Source organism: Streptococcus cristatus, from assembly GCF_001578775.1.
GTDB classification, from domain to species: Bacteria; Bacillota; Bacilli; order Lactobacillales; family Streptococcaceae; genus Streptococcus; species Streptococcus cristatus_A.
This window is the reverse complement of record NZ_KQ969062.1, coordinates 1,176,875-1,199,458: the sequence shown is the minus strand read 5'-3', so window position 1 is coordinate 1,199,458 and position 22,584 is coordinate 1,176,875. Positions and strand designations below refer to the sequence as shown.

Below are 22,584 nucleotides of genomic sequence, written 5' to 3'. Positions count from 1 at the left end.
TTTAACAAAAAGTTATAATATACGCAAAAAATAAACTAAATAATTAACCCAAAGGAGGAACTATGAAATTTGTCAGCTATAAACATTCTTTAATTTTAGGTGATAGTCACATTGTGACGAAGCAATTTATTGTCATCAAATCCTCTGACAGTAGCTTGCAGTTTACAAATTTTCATCGCTATGTAAAGTCATCCTCGAAGATTAAATCAATTTCTGATGATGGAAATAAGCGATTTTCTTATGTCATCAAATTTCTCAATTATGTCTTTGGTGAAAAGGGGATTACTAGCTTAAATCATCTAACTCTTGATATGGTCAAAGATTTTCTGATGAATTATGGCTTAGGAACTCTTCCAGGAAACTCTAGACACCGAAAGAAATCTACGGTTAAAATTTGTATCAATACCGTACTTGATTTTCTAACCCTTTACCTTAAGGAACGCAAAGACAAGGCAATTTTATGTCCTAGTGATCTTTATGAAATAACCACCTTCACTAATAGACGAGGGAGATTGATTAAGCGAAAAGAACCTAAATTTGATGTTTATGTGGATGATAGTCAGACCGAACAATCTATTTTTAGAGATATGCCAAACGCTGCCTTTGAAATGTTGTTTGCCCACATTGCAGAATATCACAAAGACTTACTCATGGTGGTAGCACTGGGAGCTTTTGTAGGCTTACGACCATCTGAGGCTTGTAATGTTAGGCGAGAGGATAGCCCGCTAGGAGCAGGTGTTTTGTTTCACCAAAGTGAAGGCGAGACCTTCAAGGTAGAGATCGATCTACGAAAAGAAATGCCTTTGAGGAGTGATTTAAGGCCCACAGGACGAATCAAGAAAGAACGGATGCAGGCAGTGCCTTATATCTTTCTTGAAATATTTTTAGAAGTATATAACGACTATATGAGCTATCTGGAGGGTAAGAAATATGAGAAAGATTATGGACCACTGAATCTAAACAAACGAGGGAAAGCTCTCACCTATGATGTTTATTATCAACGCTTTCGTCGAATTATTCGAGAGGAGATGATACCAATTTATTTGAGATCAGATAATGCAGAAGTGGTATTTTTTGGTCAGCTCTTGCAGGAACACAATATCTCTCCTCATATCTTCAGGCATTGGTACACGACCCAGTTAGTCCTATCTGGCGTGTCAGAAATTAGTGAATTAATGTCAGCAAGAGGAGACAAGTCGCCAGATAGTGCCTGGGTTTATTTACAGAACAAAGGTGAAATCGCTAAACAATATGAACAGGTCAATGATGGAGTATTTGCTTACATGAGATGGAGAGCAGATGATCTATTTAGCAAAGGAGGTAAAGTGTGAGCGTTTTTATAAAAGATATTCTGGAGAAAGTTTTGATTGACTTAGACAAAGACACTCCGGAAGTTAGAGAAATGGTCAGTCAGTTTCTCTTAGATAATGCTTGGTTTGGGTTATCTATCAATAGGAGTAATTTCACCATATCAGAAATAGATGCAGCAGTTTTAAAAGATAAGCTAGAAGGCTACCTATCTGCACAACTAGGAGTAAAATCTATCTCAACTATCTTGAAACAAAGATACTCGGCTACACAGAAGTATTTCAAAGAGTACGTTAAGCTTAACAACTTAGATGAAGCCAGTCAGTTTTACCTACAGGACTTTCTAGCCTATTATCTAACTAAGGATCTATTCTTGTACAATGATAAAGAGTTGGAGAAACTGATTGAGCAGGCTACAGAAATTCTCAGCAAAAACCATGGCGACGACTGTATTGCTTTTGCCTCTTGGCTTTTGCAAAAAGGAGTGACTCGCTATCGCAATACTTATGAGATGACCAGTCGATATACCTTGGAAGATAAAAATGGTGCTTATGAGCTGAATGATTACCTAAAATTGATGTTTTATCTCTTTAATGACAACTATATACAAGAAAATGAGATGTTAGCTCAAGCGGCTTCCTCTAAAGACTATGCAGACACATGGCTGTACCTAGCCCTCCATTTCATTTGTGCCCTTAGAACAACTGACTTAGAAAGAATTGGACATCCACAATTACCGAGAGAGCCTGAAGAAGTGCTAGCTGCTGTCAAAGAAGGGACCTGGGATACTAGCGAGGCAAGAAAAACGCTTCTTAGCATTACGACCCGTTTAACCTATCTCAATATCACACCTAACAAAACACAAAGAGCTTCTAATGTCAGTCAGTTAAAGTTTCATGTACCAGAAAGCTGTCAGGTGTTAATAGGAACTCTTTTAGCCGTATGTGAGGCTCACTATCATATTTTCGAAGAAAATGGTATAGATGGTCCACTCATTCGTAAAATTACTGATTATGAGCGGATTAGCCGTTATATGGGCGAGGAAATTGGGGAGTTTTTCCTAGAGAGGGATTTTAGCAGTCGATCAGCTAATAAGTCCTATTTACAAGCTGTTGCTATGCTAGCTGATGATGTCTTAAATGAAAAATCCGAGCTTAATATCAAAGGTTACTTCTTAGCAGCCCTAGCTAGAAGCCACAAGGGATCTTACGATGAGTTTGCTCAAACTACCACAGCCTACCTCAAAGATGCTCAATTAGGTCAATTACAACCTGAAATGGTAGCAAAGGAACTTTTTGAACGAGGGGTTTTATCAATGGTGCCGTCTATGCTTTTAACCATTGTAACGAGAGGCAAATACAAAGAGTTGAGTCCTAATCAGCAAACCAAAATGATTAAGACATTAAACCTATCACCCGCTGAGATTGAAAAGACCCTGGAACTTAGTGTGCGAGCAGATACTAGGTCTCAGAAGGCTCTGAAAGTGGTAGTAGAGGAGCAAATGGAACCCAAGCAACTTCTCTCAGTTTGTCATCGTATTGGAAATAGTGAGGCTTTTTCTAAGCAAGCCGAGAGTATGTGTCTCTTGTCAGCTCTAGGAAGATTTTGTCCTTATGATGATAGACAGCACTGTGTAGGCTGTACCTATGAGTTACAGACAACCTCAACCTTGTTACTCTTGATTGGCGAGTTTAATCGGCTGAATAGACAATATGGCAAGGTACAGAATGACTTGGAGAAAGGGAAAATTCGCGCTATTTTAGAGAACCAGTTGAAGCCCTGTTTAACAGAAATGTTACAAGCCTTGTCTGACCAATACGGCGAAGAAGTATTGAGCGACTACGAAGAGATTATAAAGGAGTTAGTCAGTTGAACCATCAAGCTAAATTATTCCGAACAGTTAAAACGATTTCAGATTTCGATGATACTATAGTACATCAAGCACAGGAGTATTTTATTGATTATGTAGAAAAGGGAATCATTCTAACGTCGGACTTTGATGCCCATAAATGGCAGACTACCAATGAATATGCCAATATCAGCTTTCTTTTTAACATCAATCTGTTTCATTACAAGAGAGTTTATGAACCCATATTTGGTCTAGGTTACGAGATTTTTGTGAATTACTTAAAGAGTTTCATTATCCTATCAATGGATCAGCATGTATTAGTATCCCTGCAGGCTTTCTTACGTGATATAAAGCGATTGGTCAAAGAGACCAAGCAGAATATCCTAAAAGATGTCTATGATATTAAAATAACGTCACCAACCCTCTGCATTGACTTTTTCTCTAGCCTGCCTTGTTATGAAACACTTATCATGAACCAATTTCTGGAGCAGCTAGATAATTTGATTACCAGTCAGTACGAACTGAAACCACGGAAACAACGTCAGTTAGCTCAGTTTCAATCTTATTTCACTTTCAACGACATTTTAAATGATTACTGGAAGCAACAACTACCTGATGAAGAACGACTGTTCTATTACCCTTTGTACCTCTGGTGGCAGATTACAGCTGTGGTTCCTTTGCGTCCTCGAGAGTTCTTACTAACTCAGAGAGAGTGCTTGTCTGAAGAGCAAGGGAAGTATTATTTAACCCTGAGGCGTAACAATCTCAAAGGGAAGGAAAAAGGTGTCTCTCACAAGATAGCAGAAGACTATTACTTGACCACCTATGAAATTCCTGAAAAGTTAGCTTTAACCATCCAGCACTATTTGGATTTAACCAAAGACTTAGCTTCAACAAAACTGGATACCCTCTTTGTGACGGATACCCACTATAAACGGTGGGAGAGGAGAACGGGGATAAACAACCGTTTTTTGACCTATACCAATCTAAATACCATTCTCAAATACTTTTTCAATGAGGTTATCTCTGAGCAATATGGCCATCACGTTCACTACCTCAATCCGCCTAGTCGATTGAAGGACAATGAAATTAATTTCATCCACATTGGTGATACACGACATATTGCCATGATTAACCTGATTGCTGAAGGTAGTAGTCCAGTGACAGCTATGCTTCTTGCTGGACATGATAATGTTACAACCTCCTCTCACTATTTCTCTAACCTTAGCCAATTCATCGAATGTCGGAGTTATCAAGTCTATCGTAAGCTCACCAGTTCACAAACCACCTACGAGATTAGCAAAGCTCAACGCAAGTATACTGTTGGAAAAGCCTATGTACAATTAGATAACAAAGGACGGTGTTATTCTCCTCTCTACGCAATTGGAGACTTCTCAGACTGTTTGAAGGTCATCAGCAATCATGCAGAGTTGGGAGCTTGTACTAGTTGTCCCTTTTATCGAAAAGTTGGGAAAGACTACTTCACGATGGATAAGACCTTTAAAAAATCTGTCGATCAGGAAGCCTTACTAGTAGATCAAGCTATTAAGCGAGTGCGACAAGGTAAAGGACATATAGAGGACATCGGTGAAGCCCTATTAAAACTGAGTGCTGTTAGTCACTCATATCAAGAATATTTAACCGCAAAACAAGCTAATGAGGAGGAAAAATATGGCAAGGAAGAAGTTCATATCTGACGAAGAATTGATTGAGATGTTTGATCATTATTTAGAGAAGAAGTGTAACAGCAACATCAATCTTTTTAAACTACCTCAGTTCGGTGAACACTTAAGAACAAATGGGTATTCGAAGGTTGCAGATACTACCATCAGACGGAACGTTGCATTCAGAGGTCTGCTGGCGGATTTAAAAGCGAAGAGTAATGATGAAGATTTCCAAACTATTATTACCTACAAAACCTTAGATGTCGAAAACTTTATAAGGACTAACCGTACTCCAAGAGCCATAAAAGCAACATTGATGGAATTAAATCGCCACTACAAACGAATTGTAGAAGTTGCTTTGCAATTTAAAGATGAGGCAGACAAGCTAAGAGAAATAAACAAGAAACTAGAGTTAAAGACTGAAAAGGCAGAAAATGATGAAAAAGAGAGGAAAGAGCTCCAGGATGAAGTAGTGAAGCTACGGTCTATTCTGAAAACATCTGTCTATCCTGAAATTGCAAAAGAACTGCTCAAGGAAGAAGGATTGTTAAAATCTGACACCAAAGTCATCACAGACGAGTTTTTAGCAAGTCAGATTATTACAGTTGACACGGAGATCGATTTCAGCAAAGAAACGATAAGTCAGTCAGGAAGCCAAAGTAAGGTTGTTAATATTAAAAATATGTTGGATAACGCCACAAAGTACTAAGAAGGAAGACAAACCCATGGTTCAATCAATTAAGGAAGTTCCCGAGTTGCTGATGTACTGGGACTTTGAGCGAAATAAATTGGATATCGAATTAACAAAAGCCACGAGTGTTCAATATGCTCATTGGCTTTGTTCACACTGTTCTTATAGTTGGGAGGCACGAATTAATGACGTGTTTAAAACTTGTCGTAGAAGAAAACAGTTTTGCCCTTGTTGCAAGATGGGGAAAGTTTTTAAAAAGGATAAAAATAGCATTCTTGCGATGTTCCCTGATTTAATACGCTATCTTGACTTCCACCACGAGGATATAGATACGATTAAGGAAAAGTTGAGCAAGGAAAAGTTTAACTCTAAACGAGTTTTTCAGTTTAAATGCCCTACGTGCCAAGTTATCTGGAGGGGCGCCGCAATGAACCCCAAATTATTACATTCAGAAGAAGGGGAGCTCTTTCATATTGATTGTAATGAATGGTCTTATCACTATTTTTATCATGAAGTTTATCCTAATCTTACGAAAATTTACCACGACGAACTCAATCAAAAAGAGTTTAAGAATTTAAAACTAAACGAGAATGTTACCCTACATCACCATTGGAAGTGTGATACTTGTCAGCATGAATTTGAACTATCAATAGATAGGTTGTTTGCACGAATAAAAAGGACGGGATACTACTGTACAGAGTGTCATGCTTCATTCAACAAGCCAATAACAGAACAGATGATGACCCCTCCTCTTTCATTTCTGCACTCACAGCACTTGAATGAATGGTCTGCTGAGAATGAAATAGCTGAATGTCAGGTCGATACTCTTTCAAATATAGACGTAAGGTGGAATTGTACGAACTGCGAAGGCACTTATTCTTGTAAGGTTCTGGATAAGGACAATCATAGTTGTCCTTACTGCTAGGATCAGAAAATGCTAAGAGGATTCAATACACTAGAGAAAACACACCGATTTCTAAAAGATTTCTGGAATGCTAAAAACACCCGTAACCTTGATGATTACTGGCACAAGTCAAATGATTTAGTAAGTTGGGTCTGCCCTTGTTGTGGTATCGAATTTGATTGTAGTCCTAAGGAAATGATTATAAGAACTGAACTAGGCAATCGAAATTTTCAAACTTGCCCTAACTTTTGTGAGTGGGTAACTAGTATTTTCAAAAACAATGCGTTGCACAACGAACCAATTTTGGTTGAAGAGTGGAGCGAGAAAAATAAAATGCCTATTTTCCTTGCACAAACAGACATTGAGACTAAAAAATATTGGTGGTGTTGCTCTAACTGCCATGGTGAATACCTATGCTCGATTCCTAGACGGCGGGAAGTAAAAAATAGTTGCCCTTATTGTAGTAACAAAGAACCCTTAAAGGGATTAAACGCGTTACTAGATCTTTATCCTGACTTGAATAGTATGTGGAATGTTGAGAATAATGTTTCTACGGAAGAAATAGTAATAGATACTAAATCTAATAAACGCTATCTTTGGCATTGTAATACATGTCATTGTAATTTCAAAGAAAAACTCAATGTTGTTTTAGAACGATATCTGAAGAGTAATCCACCTAGTACAGATAATGTTTGTCCAAATTGCACAGGTCGGATAATTCCTGCAGTTCAAAATAATCTAAAAGAAACGCATCTACATCTAATGAGCGAATGGGATTATTTAAACAATATACTGCTTGCTAATCCGGAAAGAGTAACAGGTAAAAGTCAAATTAGAGTTTGGTGGAAGTGCCAAAACAATCCTAATCATAGATACAAAAAAATGATCAGGAAAAGAGTTCTATTTGAAAAACGTAGCATGGAACCTTGCATTATTTGTAAAGGTCGTAGACGTAAACGAGAGCATTTTGTTCCATTTAAGTAAAAATCCTATCTATCATGACTGGCATTTTATGATGCAGAGAATTGTGATAACAAAATTTTAAAGGAAGTACACACACGAGATTTATTTGATTTATCGAATTTATTTTCACAAAATATACAAATGAAAAAAATTTAGTTTTCACTTTAATAATGTTCATTTTTAGTGGAAGTTTTGGTTTTAAAAAAATTCAGTTTACCGTGAAATAAAGTACATTTTTTCAATTTTTGGCGGAAAAAATTTTTTTAGTTATGAGGGCTATCTCCTCTCTAACATCTTTCCGAAAAACTATAATTTTCTTGAAAAATATAGCTAGATATGCTATACTTCTTTTATAGAAAAATTATGAGGAAGATGGAATGAAACGCGAGATTTTATTGGAACGAATTGATAAACTGAAGCAGATTATGCCCTGGTACATTTTGGAATATTATCAGTCTAAGCTGGCAGTGCCTTATAGTTTTACAACTTTATACGAATATCTTAAAGAATACGATCGATTTTTCCGCTGGGTTTTAGACTCTGGTATATCTGACGCTTCAGAAATTGCTGAGATTCCTCTCTCAGTCTTGGAGAATATGAGCAAGAGAGATATGGAAGCTTTCATTCTACACTTACGGGAGCGCCCACTTCTCAATGCCAACACGATACAAAACGGTGTTTCCCAGACAACCATCAACCGAACTCTGTCGGCTTTGTCCAGCCTCTACAAATATTTGACTGAGGAAGTGGAAAATGAGCAGGGGGAGCCCTACTTCTATCGAAATGTGATGAAGAAGGTCGCTACTAAGAAGAAAAAGGAAACTCTGGCTGCTCGTGCGGAGAATATTAAGCAGAAGCTATTTTTAGGAGATGAAACCGAGGGATTTCTCCAATATATCGATACGGAGTATCCTAAGAAACTCTCTAATCGCGCCCTATCTTCTTTTAACAAGAACAAAGAACGTGATTTAGCCATCATTGCCTTGCTGCTAGCCTCTGGTGTTCGTCTGTCTGAAGCTGTCAATCTGGACCTAAAAGACATCAATCTCAAAATGATGGTCATTGAAGTAACAAGAAAAGGCGGGAAAAGGGACTCTGTCAATGTTGCTGCTTTTGCCAAGCCCTATTTAGAAGAGTATCTAAACATTCGGAGCAAGCGATACAAGGCCGAAAAGACTGATACAGCCTTCTTTTTGACGGAATACCGCGGCACTCCTAATCGAATCGATGCTTCCAGTGTTGAAAAGATGGTAGCTAAGTATTCTGAGGACTTCAAGGTGCGGGTGACGCCTCACAAACTCCGCCATACACTTGCTACACGTTTGTATGATGCAACAAAATCTCAAGTTCTCGTCAGTCACCAGCTAGGGCATGCTAGCACTCAGGTAACGGACCTCTATACCCACATTGTCAATGATGAGCAAAAGAATGCTCTGGACAAGCTCTAGTTTACAGAACTAAAATTATGACACATACAACAGTAAATGCTCTATGAACAAAAAATCATAGAGCATTTTTACTTAACTTAAATAGTATTTAACCGAATCACTTCATCGGCTTTTTCCCAAATCGCTGGATTATGTGTTGCAATAATCATCAAACGGTCTGGCTTTTTCAATGATAACAGTAAGTTCATAATTTCTTGTGAAGTTTCCGGATCGAGTGCTGCAGTCAGTTCATCTGCCAAAATCAAGGGAGGATCCTTGAGGATGACTTTGGCCAAGGCGACACGTTGCGCTTCTCCGCCTGATAATTCGTAGATTTTTTGATCGAGTGTGAGATAATCCAATCCCACCTTTTCTAGGACTTCTTCTTCTCGCTGCTTCTTCTCTTGTTTAGTACATTTTTGACCAATCAATCCAAGTTCTAAATTGGCAGCTACAGTCTCGTTTTCAAGAAGACCAAAGTTTTGAAAGAGATAGCCTAATTCATTTTTGAAAAAGTGATGAGATTTGATTTGATTAAGCTCTTGCCCTCGGTAGCTGATGCTTCCCTTATCATAAGGCTCTAGCTTAGCCAGAATATTGAGTAGGGTTGTCTTGCCACAACCGCTATTTCCGATTAGGGCATATGCCTTTCCTGCTGCAAATTGCAGATTGATATCCTGAAAGACAGTCCGTTCTCCAAATGATTTTGCCAGGTGTTCTATTTTGATCATATTAGGCTCCTTTCAGAATAATGGGCAAGAAATGCTCTTCTTTATGCGAGCGGTAAAGGAGAATCAGCCATGCATTGGTCGCAAATAATAAGAGCGTGACGAGAGCGATCCACCATTCCTGTGTGAGAAAGAAAATCAGGACACTACCTAATAGCAGCATAGCAATCTCTGATATGAGTATACTTTTGTGAATTTTCAAAAAGTCCATACCCGCAATCTTCTTTAGGAATATCGGTCTTCTAAACTCTTCAAAATAGAGGAAATTCATGGTATTAAAGAGTAGAATGGAGGTCGCCATTCCGAAAACACCGCCAGCAATGGCCATGAGGTTCTCTAATTGAATGGATTGCATCATCTGCTGATAGACAGCCGCTGCATAGTCGTATTGACTCACGTTTTTTTCGAGCCCATTCTCAGCTACTAGCTTCTTGCTTTTTTCAAGTCCATCAAAATACAGATAAGAATTGAGTTGAGAGAAATAAGGATTGTCGTAGCCACCAAAGCTTTTAGGTCGAACAACAACCAAAATCGGATCGGTCAAAAATTGCTGATAGTTCATAGGTGTATTGTTATAAATGAAGCGTTTTTGGTTGTTAGGAAGATAGGTCACCCGTGCTTTCATGGGTAACTGGCTCTTTCCTTGTTCATCTTTAGGAGTCAGATAATCTTCATAGCGTTTTTTCAACTCCTCTTCTTGACCCTTCAACTTTTCAGGGAGCAAGAGTCCAAATTCTCCAGCTTGCAAGTGATTCAAGAGCTCTTTTTCCTCAGGGGAAACTGAGATTCTTTGCATATCAAGGTAATTTGGAGTGACATACAGGGTATTGGCAAGAGGATCGTAATCGGTGATCGAAAGATCTCTCCCTGTTCTAGGATCGTTCATGAAGCCTTTTGAATCAAAAGATGCGAGCTGATGATAGACCAAGAGACCCCCTTTTTTGATGCCAGACTTGATGAGCTTAGACCATTTTGCTCTGTTTTCAATTTGCATCTCTTTGTTTGTATTCTGTGAAACATCCTCCCGATTGACACCAATTTGAACCCAATTCGTCTCTTTAGACCAAGCTACTTTCCCCTCTTGGTAAGTCTGCCAGCTAGAACCATAGATACTGACCCGATGGATAGCAAGGCCAATGAGAGCAACAGCGAGAAATTGACAGGTAAAGAGAAAAACTAAAATCCTTTTTACTGGAATTTTCCCTTTTAAAAGGCTAACCAAGTGCACCGTCTGGATGCTGAATGCAAATATAAAGGACAGGAGAGCAGATACGATGAGCAAGAGCGTATTGTAAATGATACTACTCGAAATGATGAAGGAATGAGCAAAAGGGGTTAATTGTAAACAATAAATCAGAATGGCTCCTAGAGCACTGGCTCCAATACATCCTAAAAGTAGCTCTCTACTATCTTCCATGAGAGAACGCCCAAAGAGTTGGTACCGTCTCATCCCTGCAATGTAACGAATCCCTGCACTCCTCAATTCAAGTGTTTTCTGAATAATGGCCAATGAGCAAAAACTGATCATAAAAATAACTAAAGCCAAGGATTGGGAACCGGATCCAAAAAATGCCATAAAATTCTGCAAGGAATTAGGCTTATTCATGAAAGTATTTGAGAAACCAAGTTTGTGTAGTTTTTGATCCAGCTTTTCAAGTGGTAACTTCCCTGATAGGATATAGTAATTAGTAAGCAAGCTTTCCTTAGAAGCGAGTTCTTTCTCTGCTTTTTTGATGCCCTTTGGAAGATCTCCCTCTCCGTATAGATCATAGGAGAACTTGACCTGACCTTCAGCATCCGTTTGTTGAATCTGACGAGCGATTACACTATTGCTTTCCCTTGCTAACTGATCTAAGTTGGACGAAAGCTCCTCATGGGTGACAGTCCTTTCTTGTTTGAGAACTCCTACCACAGGGAGGCTTCGGTGGATGAGCGTATTTGGTGAGATAAAGGCAATCCAAAGAAGAAAGCTGGTGACAAAAAGATTAGAAAAGATAATAAAGACTCGTTTCATAAGATCACACTTTCTAAAGAGAGATTGAAGAGAGATACTTCAAGTTTTTCAAACGACTTTATCCATCTATATAATACCATAAAAGCAATATATTAGAAACTATTTATATGTAAAAATGAGTTCAAAAAAGAGATCCGCAAAAGCGAATCTCTCATGTCTTTATCCCACTACTGCTTCAGCGATTTCTTCACGGCTAATGCCAGCAAAGTAGCGTGTAATGTCAATTGTTTCCAGTGCTTTGAGGACATCTTCACGTTCATATTTTACTCCACGAAGGACATCTTCTACAGCTGCAACGTCCTCAATACCAAAGAAGTCACCATAGATTTTGATATCTTGGATTTTTGATTCAATGACGTTGGCAAAAACTTCAACCTTACCGCTAGTGAATTTTGTTCCTCGACGGATGTTAAATTCAGGTGATTTACCGTAGTTCCAGTCCCAAGTACCAAACTTGGTATCCTTGATGCGGTTAATTTCCGCCAATTCTTCCTCTGAGAAGACGTATTCAGTCATCTCTGGATATTCTTTTTTCATGTATTCCAATAGCAAATCACGGAATTCTTCAACTGTAATTTTTTCTGGTAATTCATTGACAATATTGGTTACACGGGCACGGACGGATTTCACACCTTTTGATTCAAATTTGTCTTTTGAAACCTTGAGGGCGTTAGCAAGGACTGACAAATCAACGTCAAAGAGCAAGCAACCGTGGTGCATGATACGGCCATTGATATAAGCTTGGGCATTTCCACAGAATTTCTTGCCATCAATCTCAAGGTCGTTACGGCCTGTGAACTCAGCTTTAACACCGAGTTGAGCCAAGGTATTGATAACGGGAGTTGAGAAGCTCTTGAAGTCAAAGGCCTTGTTCTCATCCTCTTTTGAGATAATTGTGTAGTTGAGGTTGTTAAGATCGTGGTAAACAGCTCCCCCACCACTGATACGGCGAACAACCTCAATCCCATTTTCTCGAACATAATCACGGTTGATTTCTTCAATAGTATTCTGGTGACGCCCGACAATGATAGATGGTTTATTGATCCAAAGCAGGAAGATTTGATCCTCATCCAAAAGGTGTTTAAAGGCATATTCTTCCAAGGCGATATTAAAGGCAGTGTCGTTTGAATGATTGATAATATATTTCATGATATCCCTTTATACGATAGAGACTGGAAAATACCTTTCCAGTCTGAACTATCTTCGATTTATTTTTTCTTAGGTGAATGGATGGCCATTCCTAGTACATCTGCAAATGCTTCGTACATCACTTCAGAGTAGGTTGGATGACCGTGGATAGTCTTCAGCATTTCTTCAACAGTGATTTCCATTTCGATAATGCTTGACGCTTCGTTGATCAATTCTGCAGCTGCAGGACCAATGATGTGCACACCAAGGATTTCTCCGTATTTCTTATCGGCGATAACTTTTACGAAACCTTGAGCAGCATCAGATGCAATGGCACGACCGTTAGCAGCAAAGTTGAATTTACCGATGGCTACATCGTATTTCTCACGTGCTTGTTCCTCAGTCAGACCTACTGCTGCTACTTCAGGAAGAGTGTAGATAGCTGCAGGAGTCAAGTTCAGTTTGGCAACAGCATGATTTCCTTTAAGGGCATTTTCAGCGGCAACTTCACCCATACGGAAGGCTGCGTGGGCTAACATCTTAGTACCGTTGATGTCACCTGGTGCATAGATACCTGGAACAGAAGTTTCCATGTATTCATTGACTTTGATACGTCCACGATCCAATTCAAATTCAACATCGCCAATTCCTTCAAGATCTGGGACACGACCGATTGAAAGAAGAGCTTTTCTTGCGATGATATCGTCTTTTCCTTCAACCTTGATACGAAGTTGACCATTTTCCTCGATGATTTCTTGGAGTTTTGTACCTGTCAAGATAGTCATGCCTTTGCGTTCCAAAATCAAGCGAAGATTCTTAGATACTTCCGCATCCATAGCTGGAACGATACGGTCCATCATTTCGATAACGGTTACTTTTGAACCAAATGTCATGAAGGCTTGACCAAGTTCGATACCGACAACCCCACCACCGATGATAACAAGGCTTTCTGGTACTTCGTTCATTTCCAGAATATCATCGCTGGTCATCACAAGTGGAGATTCCATACCAGGAACGTTGATCTTGCTGACTTTTGAACCACCAGCAAGGATGATTTTCTTGGTTTCAAGCAATTCTGAGCCATTTACCAAGACATTCTTGTCTTTAGTTATGGTACCAACACCCTTATGAACAGTAACTCCGTAGCTACGAAGGAGTCCTGCAACACCACCTACCAAGGTATTGACAACTTTAGATTTAGTTTCTAAAAGTTTGTCCATATCAACAGTGAAGTTAGGATTTTCGATCACGATACCACGGTTAGCAGCATGACCGATGTTTTCGATGATTTCAGCGTTGTGAAGGTAGGTCTTAGTTGGGATACAGCCACGGTTCAAGCAGGTTCCACCGAGTTCTGATTTTTCAACAAGGGCAACCTTACCACCGAGTTGGGCTGCTTTAATGGCTGCCACATAACCAGCAGGACCACCACCAATCACAACGATATCAAAGGCATCATCACTCTTACCGTCGTCGTTTGAGGCACTAACTGCAGGCGCTGGACTAGCTTCTGGTGCTGCTCCAGCCGTTGGGATATTTTCCCCTTCTTCACCAAGGTAACCGATGACTTCCGTTACAGGAACAGTTTCACCATCTCCTTTGAGGATGGCAATCAAGTAGCCATCTTCTTCGGCTTCCAATTCCATGCTGACTTTGTCAGTCATGATTTCCAAAAGGATTTCTCCTTCTTTTACAAATTCTCCGACTTTTTTATTCCATTGGACGATTTGTCCTTCTGTCATATCCACGCCGGCTTTTGGCATAATTACTTCTAAGGCCATGTCTTACTTCCTTTATCTATATCTCTAAAAATAAATACTGTATTATTTAAACCAACATTGAGATTGGGTTCTCAATTAAGGCTTTCAAGTCTTTCATAAACTTAGCACCAGCCATACCATCTACGACACGGTGGTCAATGGTTAATCCTAGGCTCATGATAGGGCGAATGACAATCTCACCATTGACAACTACAGGTTTCTCAACTGTTGAGCTAACCCCGAGGATAGCTGAGTTTGGTTGGTTAATAATAGGACCAAAGGACTGAACGCCAAACATTCCCAAGTTACTAATTGTGAAGGTTGAGTTTTGTAGTTCACTTGGAGACAATTTGCCATCCAAGGTACGTCCAATCACATCTTTAAAGGCTACAACCAACTCTGACAAGCTCATTTTTTCAGCATTGTAAACAACAGGTGTCATCAAGCCATTATCCATTCCCACAGCCATAGCAAGGTTGACATAGTTGTGAGTGATAATGGTCTTGCTATCTTCAGTCAATGAAGCGTTGATGTATGGGTGTTTCATTAAGGTCTTCACAACAGCGAGAGAAAGAAGGTCTGTAACCGTGACTTTCTTACCAGTTGCTTCCATGATTGGATCAAGAACCTTCTTACGAAGCGCCAGCATTTCTGACATATCCACATCGTAGTTGAGCGTGAAGGTCGGCGCAGTTAAGTAGGATTCAACCATACGTTGGGCGATAACCTTACGCATTGGTGTCATTGGAATACGCTCAATCTCACCATAAGGAGTGATATTGTCTGGAACTTCTTCCACTTTTTCGATCTGAGCAGGAGACTTAATGGTGTCGTTTTCGATATTTTCAGGAAGTAAGGCCAAAACGTCCTTCTTCATAATTTTACCACGATGACCCGTTCCTTGGATTTCCTGCCAAGCAATGTTATGTTCGAGGGCAATTCGTTTTGCAAGTGGCGAAATGCGAACCACGTTTGTGTCTTTATAAGTTTCCACGTCTTCTTTGTGGACACGACCGTTTGCACCTGAGCCAGAAACGTCGTAGAGGTTGATCCCTAAATCATCCGCTAACTTTCTAGCCGCAGGAGTCGCTCTTAGCTTATCATCAGCCATGACCTCTCCAATTCTATACTAAGATATTAAGGACGAAAAAGGCAAGGAAAAAATAGGAGATTGACGATGTGTTCGATGAACACAAGGAAATCTATCTTTTTTTCGCAGACCTCCGTCCGAATTCAATCACATGATACAAAGGGCGTTAAAAGCGATTGAAAAATAGGAAATCAATTTAGGCTTCAATGAGGCCAAAGAGATTTATCTTTTTCTGAGCTTTTGCCCACACTAAATATAAATATTAAAAGTACTTATTAGGACCTCTACACAAGATTAGATTACATAAAATAATCTATGTAATCTAATCCATGAGAAAGCCTTTTCTTTATTATACCTTATTCTTTATGATATGTCTTCCGAATAGCGTCTTTGATGCTTTCAACAGTCGGAATCATTGCATTTTCAAGGTTTTGTGCATAAGGCATTGGTACATCTTCTCCAGCACAACGGCGTATTGGTGCATCTAGATAATCAAAAGCTTCTGATTCAGAAATAATCGCTGAAATCTCTCCGATATAACCACTTGTTTTGTGGGCATCGTTGACGAGAACAACCTTACCAGTCTTTTTAACAGAGTTGATGATAATTTCTTTATCAAGTGGCACCAATGTACGTGGGTCAACGACTTCTACAGAGATACCTTCTTCTGCCAATTCTTCAGCCGCCTGCATGACACGGCGCAGCATTTTTCCGTAAGTAACAACTGTTACATCAGTACCTTCTTTTTTGATTTCACCAACGCCAAGCGGAATAACATACTCAGGATCGACTGGCACTTCCCCTTTTTGGTTAAATTCTGACTTGTATTCAAGAATGATAACAGGGTTGTTATCGCGGATAGAAGCCTTGAGGAGGCCTTTCATATCAGCAGGCGTACCTGGTGCTACTACCTTGAGGCCTGGAATGTGGGTAAACCAAGACTCTAGAGATTGTGAGTGCTGCGCTGCAGAACCTACTCCATTACCAGCTGCACAACGAATGGTCATTGGAACTTGCCCTTTACCACCAAACATATAACGTGTTTTAGCCGCTTGGTTGACGATATTATCCATAGCAATTACAGCGAAGTCCATGAAGGTCATATCAACAATGGGACGAAGACCTGTCATGGCAGCCCCTGCTGCTGCTCCAGAAATCGCTGCTTCTGAAATCGGACAGTCGCGTACACGCTCAGGTCCAAATTCTTCCAGCATACCAACAGATGTTCCGAAATCTCCACCGAAAACTCCGACATCCTCTCCCATCAAGAGTACATTTTTATCGCGACGCATTTCCTCAGACATAGCGAGGATAATGGTGTCACGAAATGACATTGTTTTAGTTTCCATTTTCTTTTTTCTCCTCTCTTTAGTCTGCGTAAATATCTTCAAAAGCAGATTCAAGCGGTGGGAATGGGCTTTCTTCTGCAAACTTGACAGATGCTTCTACCGCTTCTTTGACACTAGTTTGAATAGCTTCTAGCTCCTCCGCGCTTGCAATGTCATTTTCTAGCAAGTGGTTGCGAAGATTTTCGATTGGATCTTTCTTCTTCCATTCTTCCACTTCTTCACGAGTACGGTATTTACCCGGATCAGAAGATGAATGTCCTAACCAACGATAGGTTACACTTTCGATCAAGACTGGTCCTTTACCACTGCGAACATGCTCGACAGCCTTTTGGAAGCCTTTATAGACATCCAGAACATTATTTCCATCTTCGATGAACATGCCTGGTATTCCATATGCAGCGCTACGTTGATGGATATGTTTTACATTGGTCATTTTCTTGATATCCGCAGAGATTCCATAGCCATTATTGATGCAGTAGAAAATAACTGGCAGATTCCAGATAGAAGCCATGTTCACTGCTTCGTGGAAAACACCTTCGTTGGTCGCACCGTCACCAAAGAAGCAGACAACAATCTTGCCTGTCTTCTGCATTTGCTGAGTAAGAGCCGCACCAACAGCGATTCCCATACCGCCACCTACGATACCATTAGCACCAAGGTTTCCAGCATCCAGATCGGCAATATGCATAGAGCCGCCTTTCCCTTTACAAGTACCATTGTACTTACCAAGGATCTCGGCCATCATACCATTTAGGTCAATGCCTTTGGCAATGGCTTGACCATGTCCACGGTGATTAGAAGTGATTAAATCATCCGGATTCAAAGCTAACATTGCACCAACGTTGGCCGCTTCCTCACCCACTGAAAAGTGAGTCATGCCTGGAACTTTCCCTTTTTTTACAAGTTGTGCAATTTTTAAGTCCATACGACGGATTTCTTCCATCTTACGAAACATCTCTAATAAGAGAGATTTATCTAAAGTTGCCATTTCTGTGCCTTTCTAAAACCCCATTCAATCGTGTGTACAGGCAGCTGCAACTGTTTAAGTTGTACTAGGACACATGAATATTCCAAGCGCTCTAACTGTCCTATCATTCCGAATGATACAGGGTATAAGCATTATTTATTTCTCTTCTATTCTAGCGAATATTGAAAGCACTGTCAAAGTTTTTGCTCAAATTTTTTCACAAAGAAAAATCAGCATATCGCATGGATACGCTGATTGATAAATCAAAAATAAATATTTCACAAACTATCATTCTTAGATTTTTTGAATGGTTCAATAGATTCAAAACTATCTTATCATTCTATTTCCGCAACACTATTAAATATGCTGACTAGATGTTCACCGCTGTAAGAGAACTATTTGCTATAAAAAATTATTCTGCTTTCTTTCCAAAGTCCGCAATCATCTCTTCCATCTGCTCCCGACTTGGAGTGGTCAGCATGTAGAGGTAGTCTCCTTGCAACTCAGCAAAGGCCGCTGGCATGTCTTTTTTGACTTTAAAGTTATCTCGATATTTCTCTACCAACTCTGCCTCTGAATAGGCATAATGTGAGCTTGCGCGACGAGACGTTGCCAAGCAGAATAACGGCTCCATGTCCGACTCAGGGAAGGACTCACCCGCAACAATATTCGCGTATCCACGATAGAGATCAATCGAATGAGCGTAATTATAAACATCGATGGTAAAACCACCTGCTGGACGATTATTGTATTCGATAGCTATGTAATCATCGTCTTTGCGGAAAAATTCGATATGGAAAAAGCGCTCTTTCATGCCAAATGCTTGGACGATGGCTTCTCCATAAGCACGAAGTTTTGGATCCATCTCCTTGAGGACATAGTAAGAATTATCCATTTTATAAAGCATGAGGTCTAGCGGTGTGTAGGCGTAATCAAAAGTTGTTGAAAAGACAATATTCCCCTCGGAATCAATCAGTCCATCAAATGTGCAGATCTCACTAGAAGTCACAAATTTTTCAAAGAAATAGACGGTCTCCTGATCCCACTCAGCCTTAAAATGTTCAACATCCGCAGCTGTTTCAATCTTAAATGTGGCTGCAGCTCCTACCCCGTTGTCTGGTTTAGCAATCAGAGGAAGGCCGATTTTTTTGACTGCCTGTTCCACATCCGATAGTTTTTTGACAACCTGACCTGGAACGACTGGCACACCAGCTTTCTGGAAGAGTTTCTTCATTTCAGACTTGAACTTGGTCTTTTTCAGGTCATCCGGCTTGGCTCCAAAAACGTTAAATTGTTCCCGTAACTGGGCATCTTGCTCCAGCCAGTATTCATTATGGGATTCAATGCGGTCAATCGGTCCATGTTTGTAGAAAAGGAATGCTACCGCTCGTTTAACTTCATCCAGATTTTCCAAATTGTCAACACGGAAATACTCTGTCAAAGCGTTCTGGAGACCTGGTCCTAACTGTTCATAAGGCTCCTGTCCGATACCAAGCACCGTAATACCTTTGTTAGCCAGCTCAATCGTAAACTGCTGGAAATTTTCTGGATAATAAGGTGAAATAACAATATAATTCATAGTAAAACTTCCTTTCTACTTAACATTTTAGAGATTTAACTGGCTCAAGAAATAAGGCATCTGCTTGCGCCACCAAATCCAATCATGAGACACATCGTGACCCCATTCAGCAAACCAAGCTGGAATATTTTTGTGCTCGCAGGCTTCTTTCAGTGTGTAAAATGAAGGAAGGCCATCCTGCTCCCAGTCGCCCAAACCGGTACAAACAATAATATCAGCCTGCCGATAGCGGTCAATAAACCAACCATCATTTTGGTTCCAAATATAGTCAGCTGGTGAGTTTTGATAAATGGCTTCGTCGTTCAAATTGTTACCGACAAAGAAACGTGCATCGTAGACACCACTGAGGGCGATTACTTTATTGAAAACATCTGGATGTTGGAGGAAGAAATTGACAGCATGATAAGCGCCCATAGAGCAACCTGTCGTCATCATTGGATCAAACCAGCCCGTCTTGTGTTTGATAAAAGGAATCGCCTCTTCAATAACATAACGCTCATAAGCACGGTGCATCTCAGCGCGGTCATGGGGATGTTTCCAGTCTGCCAGCCAGCTTTCGCTATCGACGCTACTCAAGGTAAAAAATTGCACCTTCCCTGTCTCGATGAACCAAGAGCAGGATTCAATCATGCCGAAATCAGCATATTCATTGTGAGAACCGCCTGACGAGGCAAATACTACCACTGGAATACCAGCATGACCGTAACGATTGACATACATTTCACGGTTCAGATGACCGCTCCAATGACTTAAAAATTCTACATGCATTTGTTTTCTCCTTTTAGCTTCTTTTCCTACCACTTTTCACTGATAAAGCGGAAACAGTCAGGTAGATTTTCCGCCCAATCCACTTCATTGTGAATCGCTCCTGACTGGATTTTAATGTGCAAATTGTCCAGCCCCACACCAGCAGCAATCAGCTGACGGTAATAACTGAGTGAAGAATCAATATAGGCTTGTTTGATATTGCCTGCCATGAGGGTCTTATCTGTATCATCAGCTTCCTCCGTGCCAACATAGATGAAAACTCGCTGGTCTGGATGTAACTTCTGACGCTCTATGTAGCGGTCAAAAGCTTCTTGGTGGAGCCAGTTGGCCGATGAAAAAACACCTAGACAGCCGACCTGATCCTGATATTCAATCCCGATAAACTGGGTAATATTACCACCCAATGAAGAACCAATCATAGCTGTATGCTGGCGGTCAGCTTTAGTCCGATAGTTTTCGTCGATGAAAGGTTTGACGACATCCATGACGAACTCAGCGTACTCTGTGCCCTTACCACCAAATTGCATGCCAGGAATATTGGATTCTTGGAACTTCCAAGCTGAATATTCATTCATCCGACGCGGCCCATCATTGTCAATGGCCACGACTACCATTTTTTCAATATCGGGATTGCGCTTGATTGTTGGAATCACTTTCCAAGAATGCCCACTGAAAGACTCCTTGCTGTAAAGGACATTTTGGCCATCGTGAAAATAAACGACAGGATAGGTCTTTTCAGTATCTTCTTCATAGTTTTTAGGAAGCAGCACTCGAACGCGCCGCTTTTGCTTGGTGTAAGGAACCACCAACTCATGGGTTTTCATATCAAGATAGAAATAGGATTTATTCATTTTCAGAAAACTTTCTATTTTCAAAATTTTTATTTATTATATCACAAATTAAGCAAAAAAGTTAGGAAATTCCTAACTTTTTATTGATTTTTATTAGATAATGATAGAAAATAGATTATTTATCCAAATAAGGCTGTAAATCCTGCAAGGCACGCTCAGCGATCTTCTCATAGCGCTCTTTCTTATCACGAATCCGAGGGCCATCTAGCTCTTTGATAATACCGAAATTGACATTCATCGGTTGGAAGTGCTTGCTATCAGCGTGAGTGATATAATGTGGCAGACTGCCGATAGCCGTTGTTTCTGGAAAAACAAGTGCTTCTTCTCCATTGAAGAGTCGAGCGGCATTGATACCAGCAACTAGACCAGAAGCCGCTGACTCAACATAGCCTTCAACGCCTGTCATTTGACCTGCAAAGAAAAGATTTGGCTGTTTCTTAGAGCGGAAAGTCTGTTCCAGCAGATTTGGAGAGTCCATATAGGAGTTACGGTGCATGACACCATAGCGGACAAATTCTGCATTCTCAAGACCTGGAATCATCTGAAAGACTCGTTTTTGCTCGCCCCATTTGAGATGAGTTTGGAAACCGACAATATTGTAAAGACTGCCCGCTGCATTGTCCTGACGAAGCTGCACCACAGCGTATGGCATCTTAAAGTCTCTGTCGCGAGGGCCTTGGTAGTCATCTGGGTATTCCAAGCCAACCGGCTTCATCGGTCCATAAAGCATGGTTTTAATGCCACGTTTGGCCATAACTTCAATAGGCATGCAGCCTTCAAAGTATTTTTCCTTCTCAAAGGAATTGAGCGGTGCTTCTTCGGCATTGACCAAAGCCTCATGGAAATCCATAAATTCTTGTTTGGTCATGGGAGCGTTGAGATAGGCAGCCTCGCCTTTGTCATAACGAGATTTGAGATAGACCTTAGTCATATCGATGGTATTGACATCGATAATAGGCGCTGCTGCATCGTAGAAATAAAAGCCGTCGCCGCCATTGAGCGCGTGGATTTTTTCGGCCAAAGCATCGCTGGTCAGGGGTCCCGTCGCAATGACTGTGATGGCATCCTCTGGAATTTCAGTGATTTCCTCACGAATAACTTCAATCAATGGATGATTGGTCACTTGCTCCGTCACCATCTGCGAGAAGCCTTCTCTATCAACCGCTAGAGCGCCACCAGCCGGTACCCGAGTCGCTTCTGCAGCTCTTAAAATGATCGAGTCCAGCCGCCGCATTTCTTCTTTGAGTAGGCCGACTGCATTGGTCAAGGCATCTCCTCGCAGGGAGTTAGAGCAGACCAGTTCTGCAAAGTTCGAAGTTTTGTGTTGAGGTGTCGACTTGACACCTCGCATTTCATAAAGTTTGACGGGAATTCCACGCTTAGCGATCTGGTAAGCCGCTTCGCTGCCAGCAAGACCAGCACCGATAACAATGATATAGGATGATGACATGATACTCTCCCTTGGATATTTCTAAATTTTCACTCTGACCATTATAACAAAAAGATAGTAAAAAAGACAGACAGGAGGATTCCTGAAAGTCTTT

Annotated in this window: 18 protein-coding genes; 7 read left to right on the top strand and 11 right to left on the bottom strand. The window is 40.4% G+C overall.

Annotated elements, in window-relative coordinates; genetic code table 11:
* Positions 1–62: 62 nt before the first annotated feature.
* The 7 genes from SCRDD08_RS06000 (at position 63) to xerS (ending at position 8,827) form a co-directional block, all read left to right on the top strand.
* Positions 63–1,331 carry a site-specific integrase gene (locus SCRDD08_RS06000; protein ID WP_061422849.1) on the top strand — a complete coding sequence of 423 codons (1,269 nt, stop codon included), beginning with the start codon at positions 63–65 and terminating at the stop codon, positions 1,329–1,331.
* Positions 1,328–3,181, top strand: a complete 1,854-nt coding sequence (locus SCRDD08_RS05995; RefSeq protein ID WP_061422848.1) for a hypothetical protein — start codon at positions 1,328–1,330, stop codon at positions 3,179–3,181. The genes SCRDD08_RS06000 and SCRDD08_RS05995 overlap by 4 nt, the downstream gene beginning before the upstream one ends.
* A complete protein-coding gene (locus SCRDD08_RS05990; protein ID WP_061422847.1) occupies positions 3,178–4,854 on the top strand; it encodes a hypothetical protein in 1,677 nt (558 codons plus the stop codon). Before SCRDD08_RS05995 ends, SCRDD08_RS05990 begins: the two co-directional genes overlap by 4 nt.
* A complete protein-coding gene (locus SCRDD08_RS05985; RefSeq protein ID WP_061422846.1) occupies positions 4,829–5,530 on the top strand; it encodes a hypothetical protein in 702 nt (233 codons plus the stop codon). The genes SCRDD08_RS05990 and SCRDD08_RS05985 overlap by 26 nt, the downstream gene beginning before the upstream one ends.
* 16 nt (positions 5,531–5,546) lie before the next feature.
* Entirely contained in the window at positions 5,547–6,437 is an 891-nt protein-coding gene (locus SCRDD08_RS11930) for a zinc-ribbon domain-containing protein (RefSeq protein ID WP_231089344.1), read from the top strand.
* A gap of 9 nt (positions 6,438–6,446) precedes the next feature.
* Positions 6,447–7,400 (top strand): zinc-ribbon domain-containing protein, encoded by a 954-nt coding sequence (locus SCRDD08_RS11925; protein WP_231089343.1) that lies wholly within the window; start codon positions 6,447–6,449, stop codon positions 7,398–7,400.
* 356 nt (positions 7,401–7,756) lie between these two features.
* Positions 7,757–8,827: a tyrosine recombinase XerS gene (xerS, locus tag SCRDD08_RS05975; RefSeq protein ID WP_061422845.1), complete on the top strand. Its 1,071-nt coding sequence runs from the start codon at positions 7,757–7,759 to the stop codon at positions 8,825–8,827.
* A 77-nt stretch (positions 8,828–8,904) separates the two neighbouring features.
* On the opposite strand, the gene SCRDD08_RS05970 is transcribed toward xerS, so the two are convergent.
* The 11 genes from SCRDD08_RS05970 to trmFO form a co-directional block, all read right to left on the bottom strand.
* Positions 8,905–9,537 (bottom strand): ABC transporter ATP-binding protein, encoded by a 633-nt coding sequence (locus SCRDD08_RS05970; RefSeq protein WP_061422844.1) that lies wholly within the window; start codon positions 9,535–9,537, stop codon positions 8,905–8,907.
* 1 nt (position 9,538) lies between these two features.
* Positions 9,539–11,548: a DUF1430 domain-containing protein gene (locus SCRDD08_RS05965; protein WP_061422843.1), complete on the bottom strand. Its 2,010-nt coding sequence runs from the start codon at positions 11,546–11,548 to the stop codon at positions 9,539–9,541.
* A 159-nt stretch (positions 11,549–11,707) separates the two neighbouring features.
* Positions 11,708–12,697 carry a lipoate--protein ligase gene (locus SCRDD08_RS05960; RefSeq protein WP_061422842.1) on the bottom strand — a complete coding sequence of 330 codons (990 nt, stop codon included), beginning with the start codon at positions 12,695–12,697 and terminating at the stop codon, positions 11,708–11,710.
* Between the two features lie 59 nt (positions 12,698–12,756).
* Positions 12,757–14,457: a dihydrolipoyl dehydrogenase gene (lpdA, locus tag SCRDD08_RS05955; RefSeq protein ID WP_061422841.1), complete on the bottom strand. Its 1,701-nt coding sequence runs from the start codon at positions 14,455–14,457 to the stop codon at positions 12,757–12,759.
* Between the two features lie 46 nt (positions 14,458–14,503).
* The gene (locus SCRDD08_RS05950; protein ID WP_061422840.1) at positions 14,504–15,547 is read right to left on the bottom strand and encodes a dihydrolipoamide acetyltransferase; all 1,044 of its coding nucleotides are present in this window, start codon (positions 15,545–15,547) and stop codon (positions 14,504–14,506) included.
* 335 nt (positions 15,548–15,882) lie between these two features.
* Positions 15,883–16,875: an alpha-ketoacid dehydrogenase subunit beta gene (locus SCRDD08_RS05945; protein WP_061422839.1), complete on the bottom strand. Its 993-nt coding sequence runs from the start codon at positions 16,873–16,875 to the stop codon at positions 15,883–15,885.
* A gap of 19 nt (positions 16,876–16,894) precedes the next feature.
* Positions 16,895–17,863, bottom strand: a complete 969-nt coding sequence (locus tag SCRDD08_RS05940) for a thiamine pyrophosphate-dependent dehydrogenase E1 component subunit alpha (RefSeq protein WP_061422838.1) — start codon at positions 17,861–17,863, stop codon at positions 16,895–16,897.
* A gap of 391 nt (positions 17,864–18,254) precedes the next feature.
* Complete coding sequence (locus SCRDD08_RS05935; protein WP_061422837.1) at positions 18,255–19,421, bottom strand: ATP-grasp domain-containing protein; 1,167 nt, start codon at positions 19,419–19,421, stop codon at positions 18,255–18,257.
* 27 nt (positions 19,422–19,448) lie between these two features.
* Complete coding sequence (locus SCRDD08_RS05930; RefSeq protein ID WP_061422836.1) at positions 19,449–20,189, bottom strand: esterase family protein; 741 nt, start codon at positions 20,187–20,189, stop codon at positions 19,449–19,451.
* Between the two features lie 26 nt (positions 20,190–20,215).
* Positions 20,216–21,040 (bottom strand): alpha/beta hydrolase, encoded by an 825-nt coding sequence (locus SCRDD08_RS05925; protein ID WP_061422835.1) that lies wholly within the window; start codon positions 21,038–21,040, stop codon positions 20,216–20,218.
* Between the two features lie 115 nt (positions 21,041–21,155).
* Complete coding sequence (gene trmFO / locus SCRDD08_RS05920; protein ID WP_061422834.1) at positions 21,156–22,490, bottom strand: methylenetetrahydrofolate--tRNA-(uracil(54)-C(5))-methyltransferase (FADH(2)-oxidizing) TrmFO; 1,335 nt, start codon at positions 22,488–22,490, stop codon at positions 21,156–21,158.
* Positions 22,491–22,584 lie beyond the last annotated feature (94 nt).